Origin of the sequence: Saccharothrix deserti (assembly GCF_009769385.1) — a bacterium.
Taxonomy (GTDB): domain Bacteria; phylum Actinomycetota; class Actinomycetes; order Mycobacteriales; family Pseudonocardiaceae; genus Actinosynnema; species Actinosynnema deserti.
The window spans coordinates 160,585-181,544 of sequence record NZ_VKAB01000023.1 but is presented as its reverse complement, the minus strand read 5'-3'; the positions used below and the strand labels follow the sequence as shown (position 1 = coordinate 181,544).

The 20,960-nt window shown below is 70.8% G+C and carries 22 protein-coding genes; 13 read left to right on the top strand and 9 right to left on the bottom strand.

Translation table 11 applies throughout. The features are described 5' to 3' along the window. Positions 1–58: 58 nt before the first annotated feature. Complete coding sequence (locus FM051_RS32230) at positions 59–877, top strand: SAM-dependent methyltransferase (protein ID WP_158850007.1); 819 nt, start codon at positions 59–61, stop codon at positions 875–877. Positions 878–986: 109 nt separating this feature from the next. Then, the gene (locus tag FM051_RS32225; protein WP_158850006.1) at positions 987–1,760 is read left to right on the top strand and encodes a DUF4328 domain-containing protein; all 774 of its coding nucleotides are present in this window, start codon (positions 987–989) and stop codon (positions 1,758–1,760) included. A gap of 218 nt (positions 1,761–1,978) precedes the next feature. On the opposite strand, the gene FM051_RS32220 is transcribed toward FM051_RS32225, so the two are convergent. From FM051_RS32220 to sodN, 3 genes are all read right to left on the bottom strand, one after another. After that, positions 1,979–2,476 (bottom strand): GNAT family N-acetyltransferase, encoded by a 498-nt coding sequence (locus tag FM051_RS32220; protein ID WP_158850003.1) that lies wholly within the window; start codon positions 2,474–2,476, stop codon positions 1,979–1,981. Next, positions 2,469–3,074, bottom strand: coding sequence for a histidine phosphatase family protein (locus FM051_RS32215; protein ID WP_158850001.1), 606 nt, complete (start codon positions 3,072–3,074; stop codon positions 2,469–2,471). The genes FM051_RS32220 and FM051_RS32215 overlap by 8 nt, the downstream gene beginning before the upstream one ends. A 528-nt stretch (positions 3,075–3,602) precedes the next feature. After that, positions 3,603–4,022, bottom strand: coding sequence for a superoxide dismutase, Ni (sodN, locus tag FM051_RS32210; RefSeq protein WP_158849999.1), 420 nt, complete (start codon positions 4,020–4,022; stop codon positions 3,603–3,605). A gap of 78 nt (positions 4,023–4,100) precedes the next feature. On the opposite strand from sodN, the gene FM051_RS32205 reads away from it, so the two are divergent. Then, complete coding sequence (locus FM051_RS32205) at positions 4,101–4,412, top strand: S26 family signal peptidase (protein WP_274383789.1); 312 nt, start codon at positions 4,101–4,103, stop codon at positions 4,410–4,412. 30 nt (positions 4,413–4,442) lie between these two features. Here FM051_RS32205 and FM051_RS32200 read toward each other — a convergent pair whose 3' ends face one another. Further along, positions 4,443–5,036 (bottom strand): dTDP-4-dehydrorhamnose 3,5-epimerase family protein, encoded by a 594-nt coding sequence (locus FM051_RS32200; protein WP_158849997.1) that lies wholly within the window; start codon positions 5,034–5,036, stop codon positions 4,443–4,445. Between the two features lie 332 nt (positions 5,037–5,368). On the opposite strand from FM051_RS32200, the gene FM051_RS32195 reads away from it, so the two are divergent. The 4 genes from FM051_RS32195 to FM051_RS32180 all read left to right on the top strand — a co-directional run bounded on the left by FM051_RS32195 (position 5,369) and on the right by FM051_RS32180 (position 11,255). Next, on the top strand, positions 5,369–6,547 hold the full coding sequence (locus FM051_RS32195; protein WP_158849995.1) for an NAD(P)-dependent malic enzyme: 1,179 nt from the start codon (positions 5,369–5,371) through the stop codon (positions 6,545–6,547). A 235-nt stretch (positions 6,548–6,782) separates the two neighbouring features. Then, positions 6,783–9,962, top strand: coding sequence for a bifunctional diguanylate cyclase/phosphodiesterase (locus tag FM051_RS32190; RefSeq protein ID WP_158849993.1), 3,180 nt, complete (start codon positions 6,783–6,785; stop codon positions 9,960–9,962). Positions 9,963–10,011: 49 nt separating this feature from the next. After that, complete coding sequence (locus FM051_RS32185; protein WP_158849991.1) at positions 10,012–10,479, top strand: YbaB/EbfC family nucleoid-associated protein; 468 nt, start codon at positions 10,012–10,014, stop codon at positions 10,477–10,479. Then, on the top strand, positions 10,476–11,255 hold the full coding sequence (locus FM051_RS32180) for a hypothetical protein (protein WP_158849989.1): 780 nt from the start codon (positions 10,476–10,478) through the stop codon (positions 11,253–11,255). The genes FM051_RS32185 and FM051_RS32180 overlap by 4 nt, the downstream gene beginning before the upstream one ends. 10 nt (positions 11,256–11,265) lie before the next feature. On the opposite strand, the gene FM051_RS32175 is transcribed toward FM051_RS32180, so the two are convergent. Then, positions 11,266–12,036: a hypothetical protein gene (locus FM051_RS32175; protein ID WP_158849987.1), complete on the bottom strand. Its 771-nt coding sequence runs from the start codon at positions 12,034–12,036 to the stop codon at positions 11,266–11,268. Between the two features lie 96 nt (positions 12,037–12,132). Then, complete coding sequence (locus FM051_RS32170) at positions 12,133–13,686, bottom strand: bis-aminopropyl spermidine synthase family protein (protein ID WP_158849985.1); 1,554 nt, start codon at positions 13,684–13,686, stop codon at positions 12,133–12,135. Positions 13,687–13,789: 103 nt separating this feature from the next. On the opposite strand from FM051_RS32170, the gene FM051_RS32165 reads away from it, so the two are divergent. From FM051_RS32165 to FM051_RS32150, 4 genes are all read left to right on the top strand, one after another. Then, on the top strand, positions 13,790–14,839 hold the full coding sequence (locus FM051_RS32165; protein ID WP_158849983.1) for an ABC transporter ATP-binding protein: 1,050 nt from the start codon (positions 13,790–13,792) through the stop codon (positions 14,837–14,839). A 62-nt stretch (positions 14,840–14,901) separates the two neighbouring features. Then, positions 14,902–15,504: an ABC transporter permease gene (locus FM051_RS32160; RefSeq protein WP_162470761.1), complete on the top strand. Its 603-nt coding sequence runs from the start codon at positions 14,902–14,904 to the stop codon at positions 15,502–15,504. Then, positions 15,501–16,253: an ABC transporter permease gene (locus tag FM051_RS32155; protein WP_158849980.1), complete on the top strand. Its 753-nt coding sequence runs from the start codon at positions 15,501–15,503 to the stop codon at positions 16,251–16,253. The genes FM051_RS32160 and FM051_RS32155 overlap by 4 nt, the downstream gene beginning before the upstream one ends. Then, positions 16,250–17,134, top strand: coding sequence for an ABC transporter substrate-binding protein (locus FM051_RS32150; RefSeq protein WP_158849979.1), 885 nt, complete (start codon positions 16,250–16,252; stop codon positions 17,132–17,134). The genes FM051_RS32155 and FM051_RS32150 overlap by 4 nt, the downstream gene beginning before the upstream one ends. A gap of 78 nt (positions 17,135–17,212) precedes the next feature. On the opposite strand, the gene FM051_RS32145 is transcribed toward FM051_RS32150, so the two are convergent. The 3 genes from FM051_RS32145 to FM051_RS32135 all read right to left on the bottom strand — a co-directional run bounded on the left by FM051_RS32145 (position 17,213) and on the right by FM051_RS32135 (position 19,376). Then, on the bottom strand, positions 17,213–17,701 hold the full coding sequence (locus FM051_RS32145) for an AAA family ATPase (protein WP_238412805.1): 489 nt from the start codon (positions 17,699–17,701) through the stop codon (positions 17,213–17,215). After that, on the bottom strand, positions 17,692–18,516 hold the full coding sequence (locus FM051_RS32140; RefSeq protein ID WP_158849978.1) for a hypothetical protein: 825 nt from the start codon (positions 18,514–18,516) through the stop codon (positions 17,692–17,694). Before FM051_RS32140 ends, FM051_RS32145 begins: the two co-directional genes overlap by 10 nt. A gap of 89 nt (positions 18,517–18,605) precedes the next feature. Beyond that, on the bottom strand, positions 18,606–19,376 hold the full coding sequence (locus FM051_RS32135; RefSeq protein ID WP_158849977.1) for an IclR family transcriptional regulator: 771 nt from the start codon (positions 19,374–19,376) through the stop codon (positions 18,606–18,608). Between the two features lie 45 nt (positions 19,377–19,421). On the opposite strand from FM051_RS32135, the gene FM051_RS32130 reads away from it, so the two are divergent. Together FM051_RS32130 and FM051_RS32125 are read left to right on the top strand one after the other, a co-directional pair. Then, entirely contained in the window at positions 19,422–19,901 is a 480-nt protein-coding gene (locus tag FM051_RS32130) for a SigE family RNA polymerase sigma factor (protein WP_158849976.1), read from the top strand. Then, a complete protein-coding gene (locus FM051_RS32125; protein WP_158849975.1) occupies positions 19,901–20,929 on the top strand; it encodes a hypothetical protein in 1,029 nt (342 codons plus the stop codon). The genes FM051_RS32130 and FM051_RS32125 overlap by 1 nt, the downstream gene beginning before the upstream one ends. Positions 20,930–20,960: the final 31 nt, after the last annotated feature.

Sequence of the window (20,960 nt, the reverse complement as noted above, 5' to 3'; positions counted from 1 at the left end):
GAACGGAGTAGCCAGATACGGTCTGGCAGGCGGTCGCGCCGCTCCGGGTGCAGGCAGGGTGAGGTGCGCAGTGCAGAACCCCCCGAGGTGGGTGTCGACCAACGGTGATGTCGATCGCCCTAACGTGGCCCGGCTGTTCGACTACTACCTCGGCGGTGCGCACAACTTCGCGGTCGACCGGGAGTTCGCCGAGCAGTCCATGAACCACATCCCGACCGCCGCGATGGTCCAGCACACCCGCGCGTTCCTGCGCCGGGCCGTGCGCCTGTGCGTGGCGAACGGGATCCGCCAGTTCCTCGACCTCGGCTCCGGCATCCCGACCGCGGGCAACGTGCACGAGGTCGCCCAGCAGGCCGACCCGACGTGCCGCGTGGTGTACGTGGACAACGACCCCGTCACCGTCGCGCACAGCCGCACCATGCTGCGCGACAACGCGGGCGCCGCCATCGCCGAGGCCGACATCCGGGACGGGGACGCGGTGCTGTCAGCACCCGAGGTGCGCGGCCTGCTCGACCTGTCCCAGCCGGTGGCCGTGCTGATGGTCGCGATCCTGCCCTACGTCGCGGAGGCCGACCGCCCGGCCGAACTGGTCGGCCGCTACCGCGACGCGATCGCCGACGGCAGCTACCTGGTGATCAGCCACCTGACCGGCGACGAGCAGCCGGAGATGGTGGAGAAGCTGGTCAGCGTGGCCACCGAGACGATGACGCCGATCGTGGCGCGGTCCAAATCGGACATCGAGGCCATGCTCACCGGGTTCGACCTGCTGGAGCCCGGTCTGGTGCTGGCGACGTCGTGGCGCGGCGAGGGCGAGCCGGAGACCGGTGCGGAGGCCGTGTCCTACGGCGCGGTCGGCGTGAAGCGTCCGAACGGCTGATTTCGCAGGTCAGTGCCCCGGTCTAGGATTCGCTAACCGCATTCGCGGTGGTTCTTGCGGGGGGATCACCATGACATGTCCTAATTGCGGCACGCCCATCTTGTCCGGTGTGTCGACCTGTCGTAGCTGCGGCGTCGCGCTGGCCCGGCAGTCCACTCCGGTGTACCAGACCCCACCGGTGGCGCAGGTGTCGCCGGTGATGCCGAACATGCCTGCCATGCCGGACATGGCGCCGGTGGAGCAGTCGCCTTACGGGGCGCCTGGTTACGGGCCGCCTGGTTACGAGCCTCAGGGGCCTCAGGGATACGCGCCGCCGGGATATCCGACGGCTTACGGGCCGCCGATGCCGCAGCGGTGGTACGACGTCTCGGGGTTGCGCCTCGTCCTGATCGTGCTGCTGGGCGTCGAGACGGTGTTGGCGCTGCTGATGATGGTCTCGCCGCTGGCGAATCTCGGGTTCTTCCTGCTGTTCATCGCGACCGCCGTGGTGCTGGTGATCTGGCTCTACCGCGCCCGGCGCAACGCGGCGGCGGGCAAGCACCAGTTCGGGCCCGGATGGGAGATCGGCGGCTGGTTCATCCCGTTCGCGGCCTGGTACATCCCGGTGCGGGTGGTGCTGGACATCGGCTGGGCCGGTGCGCCGGCGGGGCGTCGGGCGACCGTGACCGTGCCCGTCGCCGTGTGGTGGGCGGCCTGGGTGCTGGCGGTGCCGACCGGCTTCCAGCAGACGATCACCGAGACGTCCTTCTACGTCAGCTTCGACCTGGGGTCGACCTGGGCGAGCGCGGCGTGCCTCGCCGTGGCCGCCGCCGCGCTGGCGTTCGTCGTGCACCGGATCACGGTCGACCAGGAGCGGGCGGCGGCAGGGATCGTCCAGCGCTGAGCAGTCGGGTCTGCTCCTCCAGCACCTCGACCGTGCGGACCCACCCAGTCCGCGAAGACCTGTCCGAACGCGCCGGGGATCGCGCTGATCACCACGCGCCTGCGGTCACCGGGATCAGGCTCCCGCCGCACCAGGTGCCGGCGGGGTGGCGTTCGCCTAGGAGATCGTCATTCTGGCCGCCCGGGAGCTGCTGGTCGTCCTGATCCGGCGGACCGCCGTCAGTCGCCCTGCTCCAGTGGCGAGCCCAGTCGGGTGAGGGAGTCGTCGGTGAGCCGGAAGACGGTCCACTCGTCCATCGGCAGCGCGCCGAGCGACTTGTAGAAGCCGATCGCCGGCGCGTTCCAGTCGAGCACCCACCACTCCAACCGCGCGTAGCCGCGCGCGACGCACTCCTCCGCAAGCGCTTGCAGGAGCGCCCGGCCGAGGCCGCTGCCGCGTTGCGACGGCTGGACGTAGAGGTCTTCGAGGTAGATGCCGTGGGTGCCGCGCCAGGTGGAGAAGTTGAGGAACCACAAGGCCATCCCGACGACCCGACCGTCCACTTCGGCCACGTGGCCGAACAGGGCGGGCGAGGGGCGGAACAGCGCGTCGTGCAGCTGCTCGGCGGTCAGGTGGCACTCGTGCCGGGCGCGTTCGTACTCGGCCAGTTCTTCCACCAGCCCGACGACGGCCGGCACGTCCTCTGCACGGATGCGGCGGATGCGGGGATCAGTCAACGTCGAAGTCCCAGGCGGGAACGTTCAGCCGGCGCACCTGCGGGTCGCCGCGCTCGTCGCCGAGCACCGTCGTGCCCGCCGGGTCCAGTCCGAAGTGGACGCCCTCGCTGGGCGGCAGGTTCAGCCAGGTGGCGATCAGCACGCGGCTGAAGTGCCCGTGCCCGACCAGCACCACGTCACCGCTCATCAAGGCGTGCCGAGCGCGGTCCAACACCTTGGCGGCGCGCGCGTGCACCTCGTCGTGCGTCTCACCGTTCGGCACCGCGTGGCTCCACACCGTCCAGCCGGGGTCGGTCTCCCGGATCTGCGGCGTGGTCAGGCCCTCGTAGTCGCCGTAATTCCACTCACCGAGCTGTTCGGTCTGCTCGACGTCGTGCAGCCCGGCCAACTCGGCCGTCCGCCAAGCACGCTGCCGCGGGCTGGACAGCACCAGCGCGGGGGGAAGGTCGGTGCCGCGCAGCCGGGCCAACACGGCGCCGGCGCGCCGAGCCTGCTGCACACCGGTCTCGGTCAACGGAACATCGGTCACCCCGGTGTGCCGCCCACTCTCGGACCACTCGGTTTGACCGTGCCGGAGCAGGTAGACGTGTGAGATCACGGTTTCGATGGTAGTGCCGACAAGCTCGAACACCGGCCGACAGCCCGAACCGTTGGGTGTGAACCGCCGCACTGTGAGGAAAGATCACCTTTGTCGAAGTGTCGGCAATAGTTGAGGGGTCGAAAGGCCCTGGCAGGTTCGGCTGTACGGCGTAACGTCGCCCGCGTGGGGCATCTGTCCCGGAAAAGATCCCCAATGCGAAATGTGGGATGAAAGATGATCCGCAAATTCTCACCTTGATCGCGGCCGTGGCGTTCGCAACCGCCGCAGCCACCGGAACCGCCGTCGCCGCCCCGCCGGGAGCGGGCGACAAGCAGTGCAGCCCTGGTCAGAGCAACGTCGGCGGAGGACCCGGCAACTCGGGCCCCGGTGACAAGCAAGGCGCGCCGCTGAAGGCGCCACCGTCCTGCCCCGGCCCGTAACACGCCGTCGGAAACCCGTCCTATCGCTCCCGCGGCGGAAGATGCAGAACGACGCTGACCAGTGGAATTCGTTTCCGCTGGTCAGCGTCGCGTTTGGAGCAGGTGATCAGGCCGCGGCCTTGGTCTCCCAGAAGATCTTGTCGATCTGGGCGATCAGGTCGAGCAGTTCCTGGCCCTTGGCCGGGTCCATGGTGCCCTTCGTGCCCGCCGCGCCCGCGGCCTTGGTGGCGCGGTTGAAGAGGTCGTGCAGCTCGGGGTACTTCTCGAAGTGCGGCGGCTTGAAGTAGTCGGTCCACAGCACCCAGAGGTGGTGCTTGACGAGCTCGCTGCGCTGTTCCTTGATCAGCACGGCGCGCTCGCGGAACTCGGGGTCCTCGTTCGCCTGGTACTTCTCCTGAATCGCCTTGACCGACTCAGCCTCGATCCGGGCCTGAGCCGGGTCGTACACACCGCACGGGAGGTCGCAGTGAGCGGTGGCCTCCAGGAGTGGGCGGCGGAGTGAACGGATGCGCGACAGAAGTCGCATCTTTCCTCCCTGACAGTGGATGCTCCGACGTGACGAACCCTACTCCGGGGGCTCGCGCCGAGCAGTTGGAGGTGATCGTTGGCACGGCCGGAAGCCAACCCGTTGCCGCTGGTTCGGGTGGTCGGACCCTCGATGGTCCCGACCCTCCGGACGGGTGACGTGGTCTTGGTCAACTACGGGAAGCCGCCCAAGCCGAACGATCTCGTGCTGGTCAGGTGGCAGGCCAGGCCGGATCAGCTGTCGGTCAAGCGGGCCGTGCGGCGGGACGGCGAGGGCTGGCACGTCGAGGGCGACAACGAGTTCGCCTCCACCGACTCCCGCACGCTGGGGTCGGCCGAGGTGCTGGGGGTGATCCGCATCCGCCTCTGGCCGCGCCCCCGCCTGCTCTAGCCGCGCCCCCGCCTGCTCTGGTCGACGGCTCTAGGAGCGCAGCTTCGCGTACCAGTCCACGCACTCGTCGTACGACGGCAGCAGTCCGGAGTCCCGCGCCTCCGCGAACGACGGCGCGGCGGCGTCCTTCGGCGACAGCAGCGGCGTCACGTCGGTCGGCCACGGCAGGTCCATCGACAACGGGTGCAGCCCGTGTTCCGCCTTCGGGTTGAACCCCTCCGAACACAGGTACGACGCGACCGTGCCGTCCTCCAACGCCATCAGCGCGTGGCCCAACCCCTCGGCCAGGTACACGGAGTTGAACGTCTCCGCCGACACCTCCACGGCTTCCCACTCGCCGAACGTCGGCGAGCCCACGCGCAGGTCGACCACCACGTCCAGCATCCGCCCGCGCGGGCAGTGCACGTACTTGGCCTGTCCGGGCGGCGTGTCGGCGAAGTGCAGCCCGCGCACCACGCCCCGCCTGGACTCACTGTGGTTGGTCTGGGCGACCCGCAGCGGGTGACCGACGGCTTCGACGAACACCGCCTCCTGGTACGGCGCCACGAACAGGCCGCGGTCGTCCGGGAACACCGAAGGGGTGAACTCGAAAGCGCCGGAAATTTTCAGCTCACGAAACCGCATGGCCAACACACTAGAACCCGGTCGGTCTTGACCGATCCTGCCTGCGGAAACTGACCGGTCGGTCCAGAAAACCGGACGTACGTTCTGTGACACCGCCTCTGACCTGCGGAAAAACTGTGATCCCCACCGCAGACAGCCGCCGGCGACACTGCCATGCTTGCCGGCACACCACCCCCAGGGCCGCCGCGCAGACCGCGTGGACGAGCCCGGCAGCCAGGCCCCGTCGACCCGCGTGACAACGCCGGTCCCGGTGCGCCGCAGGTATCGCGCACCGCAGGAGGGACACTTTCGTGACGGCATTGAACGACCCACCCCAGGCGAATCCGACGCAGATGGATCCGACACGGTCGGCGGCCACCGAATTGAGCGACGAAGAGATCTTCCGCGCGCACGAGGGCGGCAAGCTGAGCGTCGCCGCGACGGCGTCGCTGGCCGACCCACGCGCGCTGTCCATCGCCTACACGCCCGGTGTGGCCAGGGTCAGCCGCGCCATCGCCGACGACCCGAGCCTCGCCGCGAAGTACACCTGGGCGCACCGCCTGGTCGCGGTGGTCAGCGACGGCACGGCGGTGCTCGGCCTCGGCGACATCGGCCCGAGCGCGTCGCTGCCGGTGATGGAGGGCAAGGCGGCGCTGTTCAAGACCTTCGGCGGCCTCGACTCCATCCCACTGGTGCTGAACACCACGGACGTGGACGAGATCGTGGAGACGCTGGTCCGGCTGCGCCCGTCGTTCGGCGCGGTCAACCTGGAGGACGTCGCCGCGCCGCGCTGCTTCGAGCTGGAGGCCCGGCTCATCGAGGCCCTGGACGTGCCCGTCATGCACGACGACCAGCACGGCACGGCGGTCGTGGTGCTGGCCGCGCTGCGCGGCGCGAACACCGTGCTCGGCAAGGACGTCGGCAACCAGCGCGTGGTCATCTCCGGCGCGGGCGCGGCGGGTGTGGCCTGCGCGAAGATCCTGCTGGCCGCGGGCATCGGCGAGGTCACCGTGGTCGACTCGCGCGGCATCGTGCACGCGGGCCGGGACGGGCTGAACCCGGTGAAGGCCCAGCTGGCGGAGGTCACCAACGGCAGCGGCCTGCGCGGCGGCATCGCCGAGGCGCTGCGCGGCGCGGACGTGTTCGTCGGCGTCTCGTCGTCCAAGGTGCCGGAAGAGCTGATCGCGAGCATGGCCGACGACTCGATCGTGTTCGCGCTGTCCAACCCCGACCCCGAGGTGCACCCGGAGGTCGCCGGACGGCACGCCGCCGTGGTCGCCACCGGCCGCAGCGACTTCCCCAACCAGATCAACAACGTGCTCGCGTTCCCCGGCATCTTCCGCGGCGCGCTGGACGCGGGCGCCAAGAAGATCACCGAGGGCATGAAGCTCGCCGCCGCCGAGGCCATCGCCGCGGTCGCCGCGGACGATCTCGCGGTCGACCGGATCGTGCCGAGCGCCCTCGACCCGCGGGTCGGCCCGGAAGTGGCCGCGGCCGTGGCCTTGGCAGCTCGTCAGGACGGAGTAGCCTGACTTCCAGTCGGAGTTGGGAGAGCTCCGGCCGCATCCGTCCGTACCCGTCGACAGGCAACGAAACCACTAACGTCTTGTTTCGTTAGCCCGTTGAGGGGTGGGCGATGACGCTCCGAAGCGATAACGTCCCTCTCCTCGGGTGAATATTGCCCGTGGAGAGGGACGCCCCACGAGGGGCCGCTGTCGGGTGCGGTCGGGCCGGTCATCCCTGCCGTAGACACGGGAAGGTGGGACCGTGCCCAAGCGGGTTGGACGTGCTCCTGTGGTGCTCGACCCGGCGCGTCCGCAGAACGGCGACGTGGCGCTGGACGGAATGGCGCTGCCCGAGGCGCCCTCACTGCTGTGCGACCCCAAGGGCGTCGTCATGCGGGCCAGCCCCGCCGCGGTGGAGTTGACCAAGGCCCGATCGGCTGACGACCTCATCGGCAGGTCTCTCGGCGAGCTGCTGCTCGGCGCCCCCGACGACCTCCGCCTGCACCAGGCCGACGGCACGTTGCTGCCGGTCCGCGTGGTGCGCACGCTGGTGCCCGGCACCGGTCTGCACGCCGTGCTGATGATCGACGTCTCCGACCTCGCCCAGGCCGCCGAAGACCTGCGCGACGAGCAGCGCAGGCTGCGCACCGTGCAACGGGTCGCCCAGATCGGCTCGTGGGAGTACGACCCGGACACCGGCGTCACGGTGTGGTCCGAGTCGCACTACGAGATGCTGGGCATGAAGCCCGGCGAGGTCGTCCCCGGCGCGCAGGCCGTGCTCGCCGTCGTCCACCCCGACGACTACGAGATGGTCGCCAGCTACTGGGCGAACCGCGAACTCGACGGCAACCCGATCGACATCGTCTACCGCATCACCCGGCCCGACGGGCAACTGCGCTGGATACGCGGCGTCGCCGAGGCGAAGCTGAGATCCGACGGCCGGACCCAGCTCATCACCGGCTACATCCGCGACATCACCGACCAGCGGCGCTTCGACCGCGCCCTGGAGACCGAACGCGCCCGGCTGCTGGAGGCGCAGCGCATCGCGCGCATGGGCAGTTGGAGCTACGAGATCGCGTCCGGCGCCGTGCACCGCAGCGAGGTGCTGCTGGAGATGTACGCCGAGCTGGGCGTCGTCCCGGGCGACGACCTGCTGTACGGCGTGCACCCGGAGGACCTGGGCGCGCTGAAGGACCTGCGGCGTCGGCTCCTGCACGCTCAGGACGGCAGGACGATCGAGGCCGAGGTGCGCAGCGAGCTCGGCGAGCGCGTCTACGTGTGCCGGGCGCGGGCCGAGTTCGAGGGCGGCAAGATCAGCCGGCTGCACGGCACCGTCCAGGACGTCACCGAGGCCCGTGCGCTGGAACGGCAGCTGCGCGACGACCGCCGCCGGCTCGCCGACGCGCAGAAGGCCGCGCAGCTCGGCGTCTGGGAGTGGAACCTGCAGACCGGCGACGTGGTGTGGTCGGACATGCTGGCCACCCTGTTCGGCGTGCCGCGCGAGGAGCACACCCGCTACCAGACCTACCTCGACCTGGTGCACCCCGAGGACCGCGCCTGGGTGGACGACCTGTGGCAGCAGCTGGCGACCGAAGAGGTGCCGATCCAGCTGGAGCACCGGATCGTGCGCCGCGACGGCAAGGTGCGCGTGTTCCGCAGCTACGGCGTCGTGGTCAAGGGCCCGGACGGCCGCCCGCTCGCGGTCGGCACCGCGCAGGACATCACCGAGCAGCGCGCCGCCGAGACGAGGATGAAACGGTCCAGCCAGCGCTTCGCCGACCTGGTGTCGCTGACGCCGGTCGGCATCGGCCTGTTCGACGAGGGCGAGCGGCTGGTCGACGCGAACGACGCGCTGTGCGACCTGCTCGGCATGGACCTGGAGCAGCTGCGCGGCATGACCGCGAGCCAGCTCACCCACCCGGACGACAGCGGTAACCCGCTGCCGTCGGTGAGCGGCATGTCCGCGCCGGACGCCGAGCGCACGCACAAGATCCCGCAGCGCATCCTGGTCCGCCGCGACGGCGTGCAGGTGTACTGCGAGCTGCACATCGCGCTGTCCGTGCAGGACGACGGCCGCCGGTTCTGGCTGATCGTGTTCCAGGACATCACCGAGCGCCGTCGCACCGCCGAGGCGTTGCGCCACCAGGCCACGCACGACGAGCTGACCGGTCTGCCGAACCGTGCGCTGGTCAAGGAGATGCTGGGCGGGCTGCTGGAGTCGCCGGACCGGTCCAAGGTCGCGGTGCTGTTCTGCGACATCGACAACTTCAAGCGGGTCAACGACTCGCTGGGCCACGACGCGGGCGACGAGCTGCTGGTGGCGTTGGCGCGGCGGCTGGAAGGTGGTCTGCCGGAGGGCTGCACGGCGGCCCGGTTGTCCGGTGACGAGTACGTGATCATCTGCGAGAACATCGACAAGGTCGGCGGCGTGGACGCGCTGGCCACCAAGGTCGCCGGGCTGCTGCGCACGGCGGTGCCGGTGCACGGCCAGCTGGTCCGGGTGTCCGCGTCGATCGGCGCGGCCGTGCCGAACGGGTCCCGCGCCACCGGCAACGACCTGCTGCGGTTCGCCGACGCGGCGATGTTCGAGGCGAAGCGCTCGGGCGCGGGCCGGGTGTCGCTGGCCAGCGCGGCGTTGATCGCGTCGGCCGACCGGCAGGTGCACCTGGAAGGCCAGCTGCGGGACGCGTTGGCGCACGACGGGCTCACGCTGCACTTCCAGCCGGTGGTCGGGGTGGACGGTGCGGTGCAGACCGCGGAGGCGCTGGTGCGCTGGCCGCACCCGGACCGCGGCCTGCTGCCGCCGGACATCTTCCTGCCCGTCGCCGAGCAGGGCGACCTCCTGCGCGAACTGGACCGGTGGGTGCTGCGCACGGCGTTGAAGGAGGCCTCGACCTGGCCGGAGCCGGGCGGTCAGCCGGTGTCGGTCGCGGTGAACCTGGCCGGTCTGGTGCCGGGCGACCCGGAGTTCGTGGACATCGTGGCCGACGCGATCGCCGAGGCTGGCATCCCGTGGGACCGCGTGGTGCTGGAGCTGGTCGAGACCGCGCTGGTCGACCTGCCGTCACGGGTGCGCCAGACGATGGACGAGCTGGTGGACCGGGGCATCCGGTTCGCGGTGGACGACTTCGGCACCGGCTACTCGTCGCTGGCCCGGCTCAAGGACCTCCCGGCGCAGATCATCAAGGTGGACCGCCGGTTCGTCTCCGGTGTGGGCAACGACTCCTCCGACTTCGCCGTCGCCAAGGCCGTGGTCGACATGGCCCGCGCGATGGGCCGCAAGTGCGTGGCGGAGGGCGTGGAGACCGCCACCCAGTTCCACGTGCTGCGCGGGGTCGGCGTCGACGCCTACCAGGGCTGGCTGTTCTCACGTCCGGTGCCGCCGAAGGAATTCCGCGCGGTGCTGGCACTTGGTCCGTTGCACATCCCCCGCGCCGGCTGATCCGAGATACTCCTGTCCCGATGGATGTCGCACTTGTGGTGATCACCCGGTGACCCCGGAACGGATGATCGCCGACCTCGAAGCCAGGGCCCGGGACCTCGCCGGACGATCGCGGGAGATGCGGGACCGGATCCGGCGCGCGACGGCCACGCAGCGGTCGCCGGACGGCGTGGTGACCGCGACCGTCGCGCCCAACGGGTCGTTGCAGCACATCGAGTTCTCGCCGGGCGCCGCGGAGTTCTCGCACGCGGAGCTGAGCGAGGTCGTGATGGCCACGGTGCGGCGCGCGCAGGCGCAGGCCGCGCGGCAGGTGGTGTCGGTCGTCGAGCCGCAGTTCGGCGGCACCGCGGCGATGGACTTCCTGACCGGCTCCATCCCGCCGGAGGAACCGGTGAGGTCGGTGGAGCCCGTGGAAGCGGTGGACCCGACCGACGCCGGGGACTCCGATCTGCCGCTGCCGCGGAGCTTGTGGGCGCCGCCGGGTGGCGAGTCCGGCACCGGGGCGGCGCCTCGGTGACCGTGCTGGACTGGGCGGAGTCGGAGTCGGAGTCGCACTCGGAGTCGCACTCGGACGCGGGCTCGGCAGAGGTGGGGCCGGACTCGCTCGAAGCCGACCTGGCCGTGCTCGGCGCGGACGCGGACCCGTTGGGGCTGCTGACCGCGGCCGGGCTCGGGTGGCTGGTCGAGCACGTCGACTTCCTGCGCGAGCCGCTGGACTGGCTTGCCGGCCACGGCGACCGGTTCGAGGACGCGGTGGCCACCTGGAAGCAGGTCGGCACGACGTTGGGCGGTATCGCGCGGCGGCGGGCGGGCGGTGGACGGCTCACCGGGGAGATCGCGGCGATGAGCCTGATGTGCGTCGGCGTGGCGTCGAAGGTGGCCGCGGCGGGCAAGATCGCGGCCGCGATCCAGGGCGTGTTCCGCGACCTGATCGCGATGTTCGTCTCGGAGGTCCTCCGCAACGCCACCATCGCGCTCGCGGTGTCGGACATCACCTGTGGCAGCTCGCTGTCCGCCTTCGCGGCGTGGGCGGTCGAACGCGGTGCGGTCGTGCTCGACCGGATCACCCGGCAGATGACGAGACTCGTGCACGTGGTGGTGCGGATCCTGGCCGCGTTGAAAGCGTTGTTCGGCAAGGCGCGCGCCATGCTGAAGGCCCTCACCCGTTACGGCGAGGAAGGCGGGACGGGTTCCCCGAGCGCCGTCGGGAACCCGACGCTGCCGCCCCAGCGAACGCCCCCACGAACGCTCCAGCGGACGTTCCAGCGCCGGACCGGCTACCTGGACGACTGAGCCCGGCCGATCACCCCCACTGACCAGGAGGCGGCGGGCCGGGAACCTGAGGCTGCGGTGGCCCGGCCATCGGCGGCGGAGGTGGTCCGGCCATCGGCGGCGGCATCTTCGGTTTCGCACCGCGCATCGCACGACCCACCGGCGGCAACGCGGCGACCAGGCCCGCGATGAGCCACAACGCCAGCGCGATCGCCGGCATCACCCCGAAGAGGGGCGGGAGGTCCGAGATGCCGGCGAGCAGGAACCCGTAGTGCACCGCGGCCAGGAGCGAGATCAGGACCAGCGCCCAGCGCACACCGGGCACCCGGCACATGAGCAGCACGACGAGGATCAGCGCCAGCGACGGCAGTACGAACGAGATCGCTTGGAAGAGCTCGAAAGTCCGGACGAGGGAGCCGGAGAACGGCGGCATGAGTAGTCCGCCCGAGAAGGTGAACATCATCGAAGGGCCGACGACGATCGAGATCGCGCCGAGGAAGGCGATGATCACACCCGGCAGGTACAGCAGGGCCGCCACGACGGCCATCGCCTTGCTCGGCGGGCGCGGTCCGCCGGGGTAGGCCTGGCCCGGGTACGGCGGTTGCCCCGGATAAGGCTGCTGAGGGCCCGGGTACGGCGGCTGGCCGGGGTGCTGCTGCTGACCCGGGTACGGCTGGCCCGGATGAGGCTGGCCCGGGTAGGACTGCCCGGGGTAGAGCGGTTGGCCCTGGTACTGCTGCCGGGCCGGTGGTTGTTGACCGGGGTTGGGCTGCTGCGGCCAGCCGCCGTTGGGTTGAGTCATGCGCGCGCCTCCAGATTCGAGCGCGAAGTTACCTGCGAAGGCAGTCGGGACGCCGGGATTCGCCTGAAATCAGGCCGGATTCCACAGATTCCGCCGCTATTGAGACGCCGACGCGCGGATCAACGGCAGCAGCGCGGCGATCCGGTGCCGGGGCAGGTCGATCAGCCTCAGCTCCAGGTCGTCGTGCTCACCGATCCGCTCCCGCGCCTCCCGCTTGGTCAACGCGCCGTGCGTCGCGGTGACCAGCGCCTCGCGCCACACGTTCCCGAGCTTGCCGTGCGCGCGCATCAGCACCTCCCGCACGGCCAACCCGCCGACGTCCAACGTGCCCGCCAACACCTGGTCGGCCACCACCACGCAGTGCTTGCCGTCCGGAGTGGACCGCAGGAACCGCAGCGCGAACCTGGTGTCCACCAACGACTTCAGCGCCTGCTGCCCCGCTCCCGATGCCACGTCGGGGTGGTTGTTCGGCACCAGCGCCGCCATCCGGCCAGGCGAGCACGTCAGCAACGTCCGGAGCAGCCAAGGACCCGGATCACCGGACAGGTCCACCGCCAACGACGCCGCGCCCTTGCCGATCGGGTCGGACCACCCCGGCGCACGCGGCTTCGGCGGCGGCGAGGACTCCGGGCGCGGCGCGAGGTCGACCAGCGCCGCCAACGCCGTCGAACCCGGCCCGGACGCCTCAACCGACTGCGGGCCGTGCGTGTAGATGGACGTCTTGGCCGCCGCGGGCGAGACCGAACGGCGTGACGTCGGCCGGCACACGTACAGGTCGGCCGCGCTGCCGATGGCCTGCGCGCCGTCGAACCGGTGGAACGCGGGCAGGATCGCCTCGAACACCAACCCGAGCCGCTGCAACTCCTGCTGCACCTTCAACCCCAGCGCCGGCGTCCGGTCGCTGAACCCGTGCGCCAGCAGCACCCGCCCGCGCGCCAGGTCGGCCAGGCACTCGATGGCCCGCGCGGCGAACAACGCCATGCCCTCCGGCGTGTACGGCGGGTCGCTGAACACCAAGTCCGCCGACTCCAGGAGAGCGGGCGGCAGGCCGAACCGGAAGTCCGCGTGCACCGTCCGCACCGGCCACCCGCGTTCCTCGGCGCGCACCGAGATGTACTCCAGCAGCCGGTCGTCCACATCGACCACGACCACCTCGACGGCGGGGTTCACCGCGCACACCGCGAGCGACGTCAGGTCGTGGTCGCCCAGGCACAGCAGGGTCTGCCCGGCCAGGTCGTACGTCGTGTCCAGCCACAGCGCGCGCTTCAACGCCGTCTCCGCCGTCGCCTGCACGTGGTCCAGCGCGGCCAACGGCGGCGGCACGTCCGCGATGTCGGCCAGGATCGACCGCAGGTGCGCGGTGTGCCGCGACACCAGCGCGTCCACCGGGTCGACCAGGTCGTCACCGGCCCCGAACTCCGCGTAGTCGGCGGCCTTGGCGGGCGCGAGCCGGTACCGGTCGCCGCTCGTCTCCAAGTCGTCGCCGACCGCGGTCAGCAACTCCTGCACGGTGCGCCTGGGCACAGCGGGAAGCCGAACCAATTCGGCCAGGGTGTGCCAGTCACCGGCCAGCAGGTCGAGCACGCGCCGCAGCTTGCGGGCGTGCGGACCGCGGTCGGCCAGGAGGGTGCGCACTAGTTCGGTTGCCACAAACGGTGCAGCCTACTTACCGGATGCTGGAACGCTGTGCCTCGGTCGGACTAACGGGCTAGGGTCGATCGACGCTTGATACCCATCGGCAGGAGGACCACGGGTGATCGAGTTCCGCGACGTGACCAAGCGGTTCGACGACGGGACCACCGCGGTGAACGGCCTGGACCTCGTGGTCGAGGCCGGCACGATCACCGTTTTCGTCGGGCCTTCCGGGTGTGGCAAGACCACGTCCCTGCGGATGGTGAACCGCATGATCGACCCCACGTCGGGCACCGTCCTGGTGGACGGCGAGGACGTGCTGGGTGTGGACCCGCCGACACTGCGGCGCGGTATCGGGTACGTCATCCAGCAGGCGGGCCTGTTCCCGCACCGGACCGTGCTGGACAACGTGGCCACCGTGCCGTTGCTCACCGGCTGGACCCGGCGCAAGGCGCGTCAGCGCGCCGCGGAGCTGCTGGAGCTGGTGGGCCTGCCCGCCGAACTCGGCCACCGCTACCCGGTGCAGTTGTCCGGTGGCCAGCAGCAACGCGTCGGCGTGGCGCGGGCGTTGGCCGCGGACCCGCCGGTGCTGCTGATGGACGAGCCGTTCAGCGCGGTCGACCCGGTGGTGCGGGAAGGCCTCCAGGACGAGCTGCTGCGGCTGCAGGCCGAACTGGACAAGACCATCGTGTTCGTGACGCACGACATCGACGAGGCCGTGCGCATCGGCGACAAGGTGGCGGTGATGCGCACCGGCGGCTTCCTCGCCCAGTACGCACCGCCCGCCGAGCTGCTGACCCGCCCCGCGGACGATTTCGTGGCGGGCTTCGTCGGCAAGGACCGCGGCTACCGCAGCCTGTCCTTTGTGGACTCCTCGGGTGTCGAGGTGGCCGAGGTGGCGACGGTCGCCGAGGGTTCGGCGTCGGAGTCCTCTCCGGACTGGCGGCTCGTGGTGGACGCGGACAAGCGCCCCCAGGGCTGGGTCGCGCCGGACGGCTCGGTCGTGCCCGGCGGCTCGCTGTACGAGGTGGGCGCGTCGATCCGGGGCGCGCTGGACGCCGCGCTGTCCTCGCCGTCCGGGCTGGGCGTCGTGGTGGACGCCGGGGGACACCTGGCCGGTGTCGTCACGGCACGGCAGGTGTTGGACGTGATCGAGAGCCGCCGTGGGTGACGGCCGTGGGTGACATAGCGAAGTACCTGGGCGACGCCGGCACCAGGGCGGCGCTGCTGGACATGCTGCTCGACCACGTCTACCTGTCGCTGGTGCCGCTGGTCGTGTCGGTGGTGCTGGCGGTCCTGCTCGGCCTGCTGTGCCACCGGTTCCGCCAGGTCAACGCGACGTTGATCGGGATGTCGAACATCGTCTACACGATCCCGTCGCTGGCGCTGTTCGCGATCATCCCGGCGCTGATCGGCACGCAGGTGCTCGACCCGCTGAACGTGATCATCGCGTTGACCGTCTACACGACCGCGCTGCTGGTCCGCCCGGTCGCCGAAGCGCTGGCCGCGGTGCCCGCGCACGTGACCGCCGCCGCCACCGCGATGGGCTTCCGGCCGCTGCGCCGGTTCCTGACCGTGGAACTGCCGCTGTCCGTGCCGGTGCTCGCGGCGGGTGTGCGGGTCGGTTCGGTGAGCAACATCAGCCTGGTCAGCGTGGGCGCGCTGATCGGCACCGGCGGCCTCGGCACGCTGTTCACCGACGGCTTCCGCCAGCGCTACCTCGCGCCGATCATCATCGGCATCGTGCTGACCCTGGTGTTGGCGCTGGTGGTCGACCTGCTGCTGGTGCTGCTGCGCAACCGGCTGACGCCGTGGGCGAGGGTGGGGAAGCCATGATCTTCGCGGACGCCTTCGCCTGGCTGCTCGACCCGGTCAACTGGTCCGGCGGCAAGTCGATCCCGGTGCGGGTCGGCATCCACCTGCTCTACTGCCTCGGCGCGGTGCTCGGCGCTTCGCTGATCGCCGTGCCGCTCGGCCTGTACGTCGGGCACACCGGGCGCGGTGGTGTGGTGCTGGTCGGCGGCAGCAACGCGTTGCGGGCGTTGCCGACGCTGGGACTGGTCACGTTCCTGTACCTGATCGCGGGCGGCGGCACGGTCGGTGTGCTCATCGGTCTGATCGTGCTGGCGGTGCCGCCGATCCTGGCCGGTGCCTACGCGGGCATCCAGGACGTGGACCGCGGTGTGGTGGACGCGGCGCGCGGTATGGGCATGACCGGGTCGCAGCGGTTGTGGCGGGTGGAGGTGCCGAACGCGCTGCCGCTGCTCGTCGGCGGTCTGCGCAACGCGACGCTCCAGGTCGTCGCCACCGCGTCGGTGGCGGCTTACGTGGGGATCGAGACGTTGGGGCGTCCCCTGCTGGACGGCCTGCGGGTGTTGGACTACGGGCAGTTCGTCGGCGGCGCGATCCTGATCGCCGTGCTCGCGGTCGTGCTGGACGTCGTCCTCGCGGGCGTCGGCAGGCTGGTCGTGCCCGCGGGTTTGCGGCTGTCGGCCGCACCGGCCGGGAGGACGCGGTCGAGAAGGACACAGCGGGGGCGCCGAGAGGAACCGGTGCCCGTCGAATCTGGAGGAAGCACGGCATGAAGCGCACGTTGGCCGTCATCGTCGCGTCGGCCGCCCTGGTCGTCTCCGCGTGCGGGTCCAAAGAGGACCTGGGCGGGAGCGGGCAGCAGGCCGCGTCGGGTGAGGTCGTGGTCGGTTCGGCCGACTTCACCGAGAACAAGATCCTCGCCGAGATCTACGCCGGGGCTTTGAAGGCGACCGGCGCGACGGTGTCGGTCCGGTCCGGCATCGGCGCCCGCGAGCTGGTCGTGAAGGCGTTGCAGGACAAGTCGCTCGGCGTGGTGCCGGAGTACACGGGCAACCTGCTCAACTACTTCGACAAGACCAACACCACCACCGAGGCGGAGGAGGTCTACACGGCGTTGAAGTCCAAGACGCCGGCGGGCCTGGAGGTGCTGGAGAAGTCGGACGCGGAGGACAAGGACGTCCTGGTGGTCACCAAGGCCACCGCGGACGGCGGCGTGAAGTCGATCGCCGACCTCGGGTCCGGCAAGTACGCGCTCGGCGCGGCCGGTGAGTGGGCGCAGCGCTGGGAGACCAAGGTCAAGGACCTGTACGGGGTGACGTTCACCGAGATCAAGACCACCGACGCGGGCGGCCCGATCACCGTGGACGCGCTGAAGAACGGCACCGTCCAGGTGATCAACCTGTACACGACGTCCGCCGACATCAAGGCGAACGGCTTCGTGGAACTGGAAGACCCGAAGACCATGTACCCGGCGCAGAACATCGTGCCGCTGCTGCGGTCGGACGCGGTCGACGCCAAGGGCAAGGAGGCGCTGGACAAGGTCTCCGCCGCGCTCACCACCGAGAACCTGGCCGACCTGGTCAAGCGCGTGGACGTGGACAAGGAGACCGTCGCGAACGTGGCGGCGGACTTCCTGAAGACCGTCACCCTCTAGCACCACACTCGCGGGCCGGGCGGCACGCCTGCCCGGCCCGCGAGTCTTACCTCCCGCGCTCGGTCCCCCGGGCCGAACTCAGCGGACCGGCCCGGCGAGCGCCGCGAGCCGGTCCACCACGTCGGCGAGCGGCTTCCGGGTGTCGATCTCCACCGTGGCCGACGAGCGGAGCAGCGGCTCGACCCTGGTCGTGTCCGCCACGACCCGATCGCGCTCCTCGGCGGTCTTCCCGAAGGGGTTCGTGTCGCGGTCGGCGATGCGTTCCAGCACCACCTCCAAGGGCGCGCTGAGCAGGACGACCTCGTCGAACCGGGAGTAGAACCGACCCTGGTTCCACACCGTGCCCGCGATGAACAGCGGTTCACCCGAAAGCTCGTGCTCGGCGATCAGCGCGTCGATCCGGTCCTCGCGCCACTGCGGCTCCGCGCCCGTGCCACCGGCCCGGGGGACGTCTTCGATCCACCCGCCGAAGTCGGTGTCCACGACCCGGTAGCCCCGCTGTGCCAACCGGTTCAGAGCCGACGACTTGCCCGTGCCGGACATGCCGGTCACCAAGATCACCGCCACTGGTTCAGCGTAGCGGCGCGCCGGTGTCGGCCGACCTCGACGTGGACGGTGGCACGCGGGCGGTCCAGTCGGATCGTCGCGTCGTCGTGGCGAAGTCGATGCGCGTCTTCCGGACGCCCGTAGACCAGCTCGATCCGGCCCTCGCGCACGGTCGCGGTCAGGGCTGTGGTCGCGGCGGACAGCATGAGCAGGACGCCGATGTTCTCGCCCAGTTCCTCGGCGTGGTAGGTCAGCACGTACAGCGGACCGGTCTCGGCGGCGACGAGCAGCGCTCCCTGCGCGACCTCGCCGCCGAGCGCCGCGACGAGGAGCACCGAGACCCCGGCGAGCAGCTGGACCCGCACCGGCGGGGTCACGTTCGCGGCCAGCACGGCGATCGCGCCGGCGACCGCGGCGCCGGCGATCAGTCCGGGCACGATCCAGTAGAACGGGAAGCTGTCGAAGGCCACGACGTGACGCCCGACGGCGTCCAGCCGCTCGTGCAGCGAGGTGTGGTCGTCCAGGGAGAGCACCGCCAGCACACCGGCGGTGACGAACCAGTACGGCCACCAGCGGGAGCCGGCGACGCGGGCGGACGCACCCGTCACGGCGTGCGCGAGGGCGGTGGTCACCAAGAGCGCGGAGCTCCACCACGTGGGCAGGTTGCCCTCCTCCACCACGTCGAGGTAGAGCTGCAACTCGCCGCCGTTGTTCACCAGCGGGTGGTCGAACAACGCGGGCACGGCCATGCTCAGCAGGCTGACCAGTGCGCTGATGCCGAGCAGCACGAGCAGCCACCGCTGCCCGGTCGAGGTGTTCCGAGCACGTCCGGTCACGTCACCCGTCCTGTCCGTCGTAGAGATCAACCGGAAGTTAGGGGGCCAAGATGAAACCCGCATGAAAATCCGGGCGAGCCCTCTGCGGGTCAGCCGCGTCCGCCGATCCGGCTGGTCAGCTCGTCCGCCGCACGCCGGATCTCCGCCGCCAACTCCGGCCACGTCTCGCCGCACTCCACCTCGCACACGTGCCGGAACGTCACCGTGATCGCCGCGATCGGCCGCTCGCCGTGGTCGAACACGGGCGCCGCCACCGAGGCGAACCCGGCCGTCACGTAACCGTCCTCCACCGCCCACCCGCGCCGCCGCTCCACCGCCAGCAGGCGCCGCAACGCGGGCAGGTTCCGCGGCCCCCGCCCGGTCCGGTCCACGAACGGGCCCGGGAACAGCGCCCGCACCTGCGCCGCCGGCAGCCGGCCCAGCACCGCCCGACCCGAAGCGGTCAGGTGCGCGGGCAGCCGCACCCCGACGTCCGACACGATCGTCGTCGGCTGCCGGGGCTGCTCCCGCACCAGGTACAACGCCTCCGAACCGTGCAGCACCCCCAGATGAGCGGTCCGCCCGACGGAATCCACCAACCGCCGCAGCACCGGCCGCGCCAACCGCTCCAACGGGTCGTGCCGCAGGTACGCCGACCCGAGCTCGAACGCCGCCACGCCGAGCCCGTAGCGTCGCTCCTCGGGGAAGTGGGTCGCGAACCCGGCCGCCGCCAGCTCCGCCAGCAGGTGGTACGTCGTGGACCTGGGCAAGGACAGCTCACGCGCCACCGCCGCCGCCGACAGCGGACCCGGCCTGCTGGCCAGCAGCCGCAGCACCGCCAACCCTCGGCGCAACGCCGGCACGTCGCTGCTGCCTCCCACGAAAGCCATTCTCAACAAAACCGCGGCAAAGCGCATTGGAGGGGTATGACGACCAGCTTCGAGGACTTCGCCACCGGGCAGGTCACCCCGCTGCTGCGCTACGCCACCGTGCTGACCGGCGACCCGCACCTGGCCCAGGACGTGGTCCAGGAGTGCCTGCTCAGAGCCCAACAGCGCTGGACACGCATCGCCCAGGTCGACGCCCCCGCCGCCTACCTGAAGAGGATGGTCACCAACGAGTTCCTGAGCTGGCGCCGCCGCCGGAAGACGCACACCCCGCTGCACAGCATCGACCCGCCGAGCCCGGACCCGTCCGGCTTCTACGACGAGCGCGAAGCGATGCTCCAGCGCATCGACAAGCTGCCGCGCAAGCAGAAGGCGTGCGTCGTGCTGCGCTACTACGAGGGCTACGACGACGCCGAGATCGCCGAGACCCTGAACTGCTCCCAGGTCACGGTCCGCAGCCACATTTCCCGCGCGCTGGCGACGCTGCGCGCGAACGACCGCGTGAAGGAGGCACTGTGATGGACACCGAGAGCCAAATCAGGGACGCGCTGCGGCTGCGTGCCGAGCAGACCCCGCCGGAGGGCAACGTCCTGGCCGCGCTCTACCGCCCCAAGAAGAGCCGCAAGCCGCTGTTCCTGTCCCTCGCCGCGGCGACCGGCGCGGTGGCCATCGCGGCCGTCGCCGTCGTCACCACGGCGAACATCCGCCCGTCGACCGAGGCCGGCGCCCAGAACACCACCGTCCCGACCACGACCACCGCCGCCACGAACGCCCCGGCCACCCTCGGCTACAGCCCGACGTGGCTGCCCGACGGCATGATCGAGGGGGACCGGATCGTCGACCTGGACGACCGGACCCAGCGGCACTGGGTCCACCGCGTCCCCAACGGGCAGTCCGACACGCCGATGTTCACCCTGGTCATCGCGCACAGCGAGGAGGGGAAGCAGGCGCTGCACAACCGGATCATCAACGCGTCCGGTGACAGCCGGGCGACGGTCAACGGCAAGCCCGCCCAGATCACGGACCCGCAGCAGGACGCGACCAACCCCGACGCGGAGGTCGTGCTCAACCCGGAACCGGGCGTCTACATCCAGCTCACCCTGCTGAACGCGCCGGACGTGCGCGCCTCGGCGTTGCGGATCGCCGAGTCGTTGCGGCCGGACCCCACGCCGGCGCGTTCGCCGATGTCCATCGGCGGCTCGGTCGACTACACGGTCACCGTGAACGGCGAAACGCACAGTGAGGGCAAGTGGAGCGTGTCCACGAGCGGTGAGATCGACGGTGTCGGCTACTCCGCGACGCTCAGCAACAACATCGCGCCCGAGCTCAAGGGCGGCTACGGCACGTGGGTTGCGGTCACCGCGCGCGGCCTGCCCGCCGAGTACCTCGCCACCGGCAACGGCTACCTGCGCGTCGAGCTGGCCCCGCAGCGGTACCTGTTGGTCGCCGGCAACGGCCCGGACACCAAGTCGGCGGAGGCGCTGATCGCCGCGGCCGAGGCGGTCGAGGTCGACCTGAACCCGGACATGTCCTGGATCGGCCGCTGACCGAGTCTGGTATTCCAGACACGATCGCCGG

Bases quoted from the DNA above. Each gene is read 5' to 3' on its own strand.
- FM051_RS32175 (WP_158849987.1), bottom strand. From the start codon at position 12,036: ATGACTCAACCCAACGGCGGCTGGCCGCAGCAGCCCAACCCCGGTCAA.
- FM051_RS32150 (WP_158849979.1), top strand. From the start codon at position 16,250: ATGAAGCGCACGTTGGCCGTCATCGTCGCGTCGGCCGCCCTGGTCGTC.
- FM051_RS32155 (WP_158849980.1), top strand. From the start codon at position 15,501: ATGATCTTCGCGGACGCCTTCGCCTGGCTGCTCGACCCGGTCAACTGG.
- FM051_RS32200 (WP_158849997.1), bottom strand. From the start codon at position 5,036: ATGCGGTTTCGTGAGCTGAAAATTTCCGGCGCTTTCGAGTTCACCCCT.
- FM051_RS32195 (WP_158849995.1), top strand. From the start codon at position 5,369: ATGGATCCGACACGGTCGGCGGCCACCGAATTGAGCGACGAAGAGATC.
- FM051_RS32160 (WP_162470761.1), top strand. From the start codon at position 14,902: ATGCTGCTCGACCACGTCTACCTGTCGCTGGTGCCGCTGGTCGTGTCG.
- FM051_RS32125 (WP_158849975.1), top strand. From the start codon at position 19,901: ATGGACACCGAGAGCCAAATCAGGGACGCGCTGCGGCTGCGTGCCGAG.
- FM051_RS32130 (WP_158849976.1), top strand. From the start codon at position 19,422: ATGACGACCAGCTTCGAGGACTTCGCCACCGGGCAGGTCACCCCGCTG.
- sodN (WP_158849999.1), bottom strand. From the start codon at position 4,022: ATGCGACTTCTGTCGCGCATCCGTTCACTCCGCCGCCCACTCCTGGAG.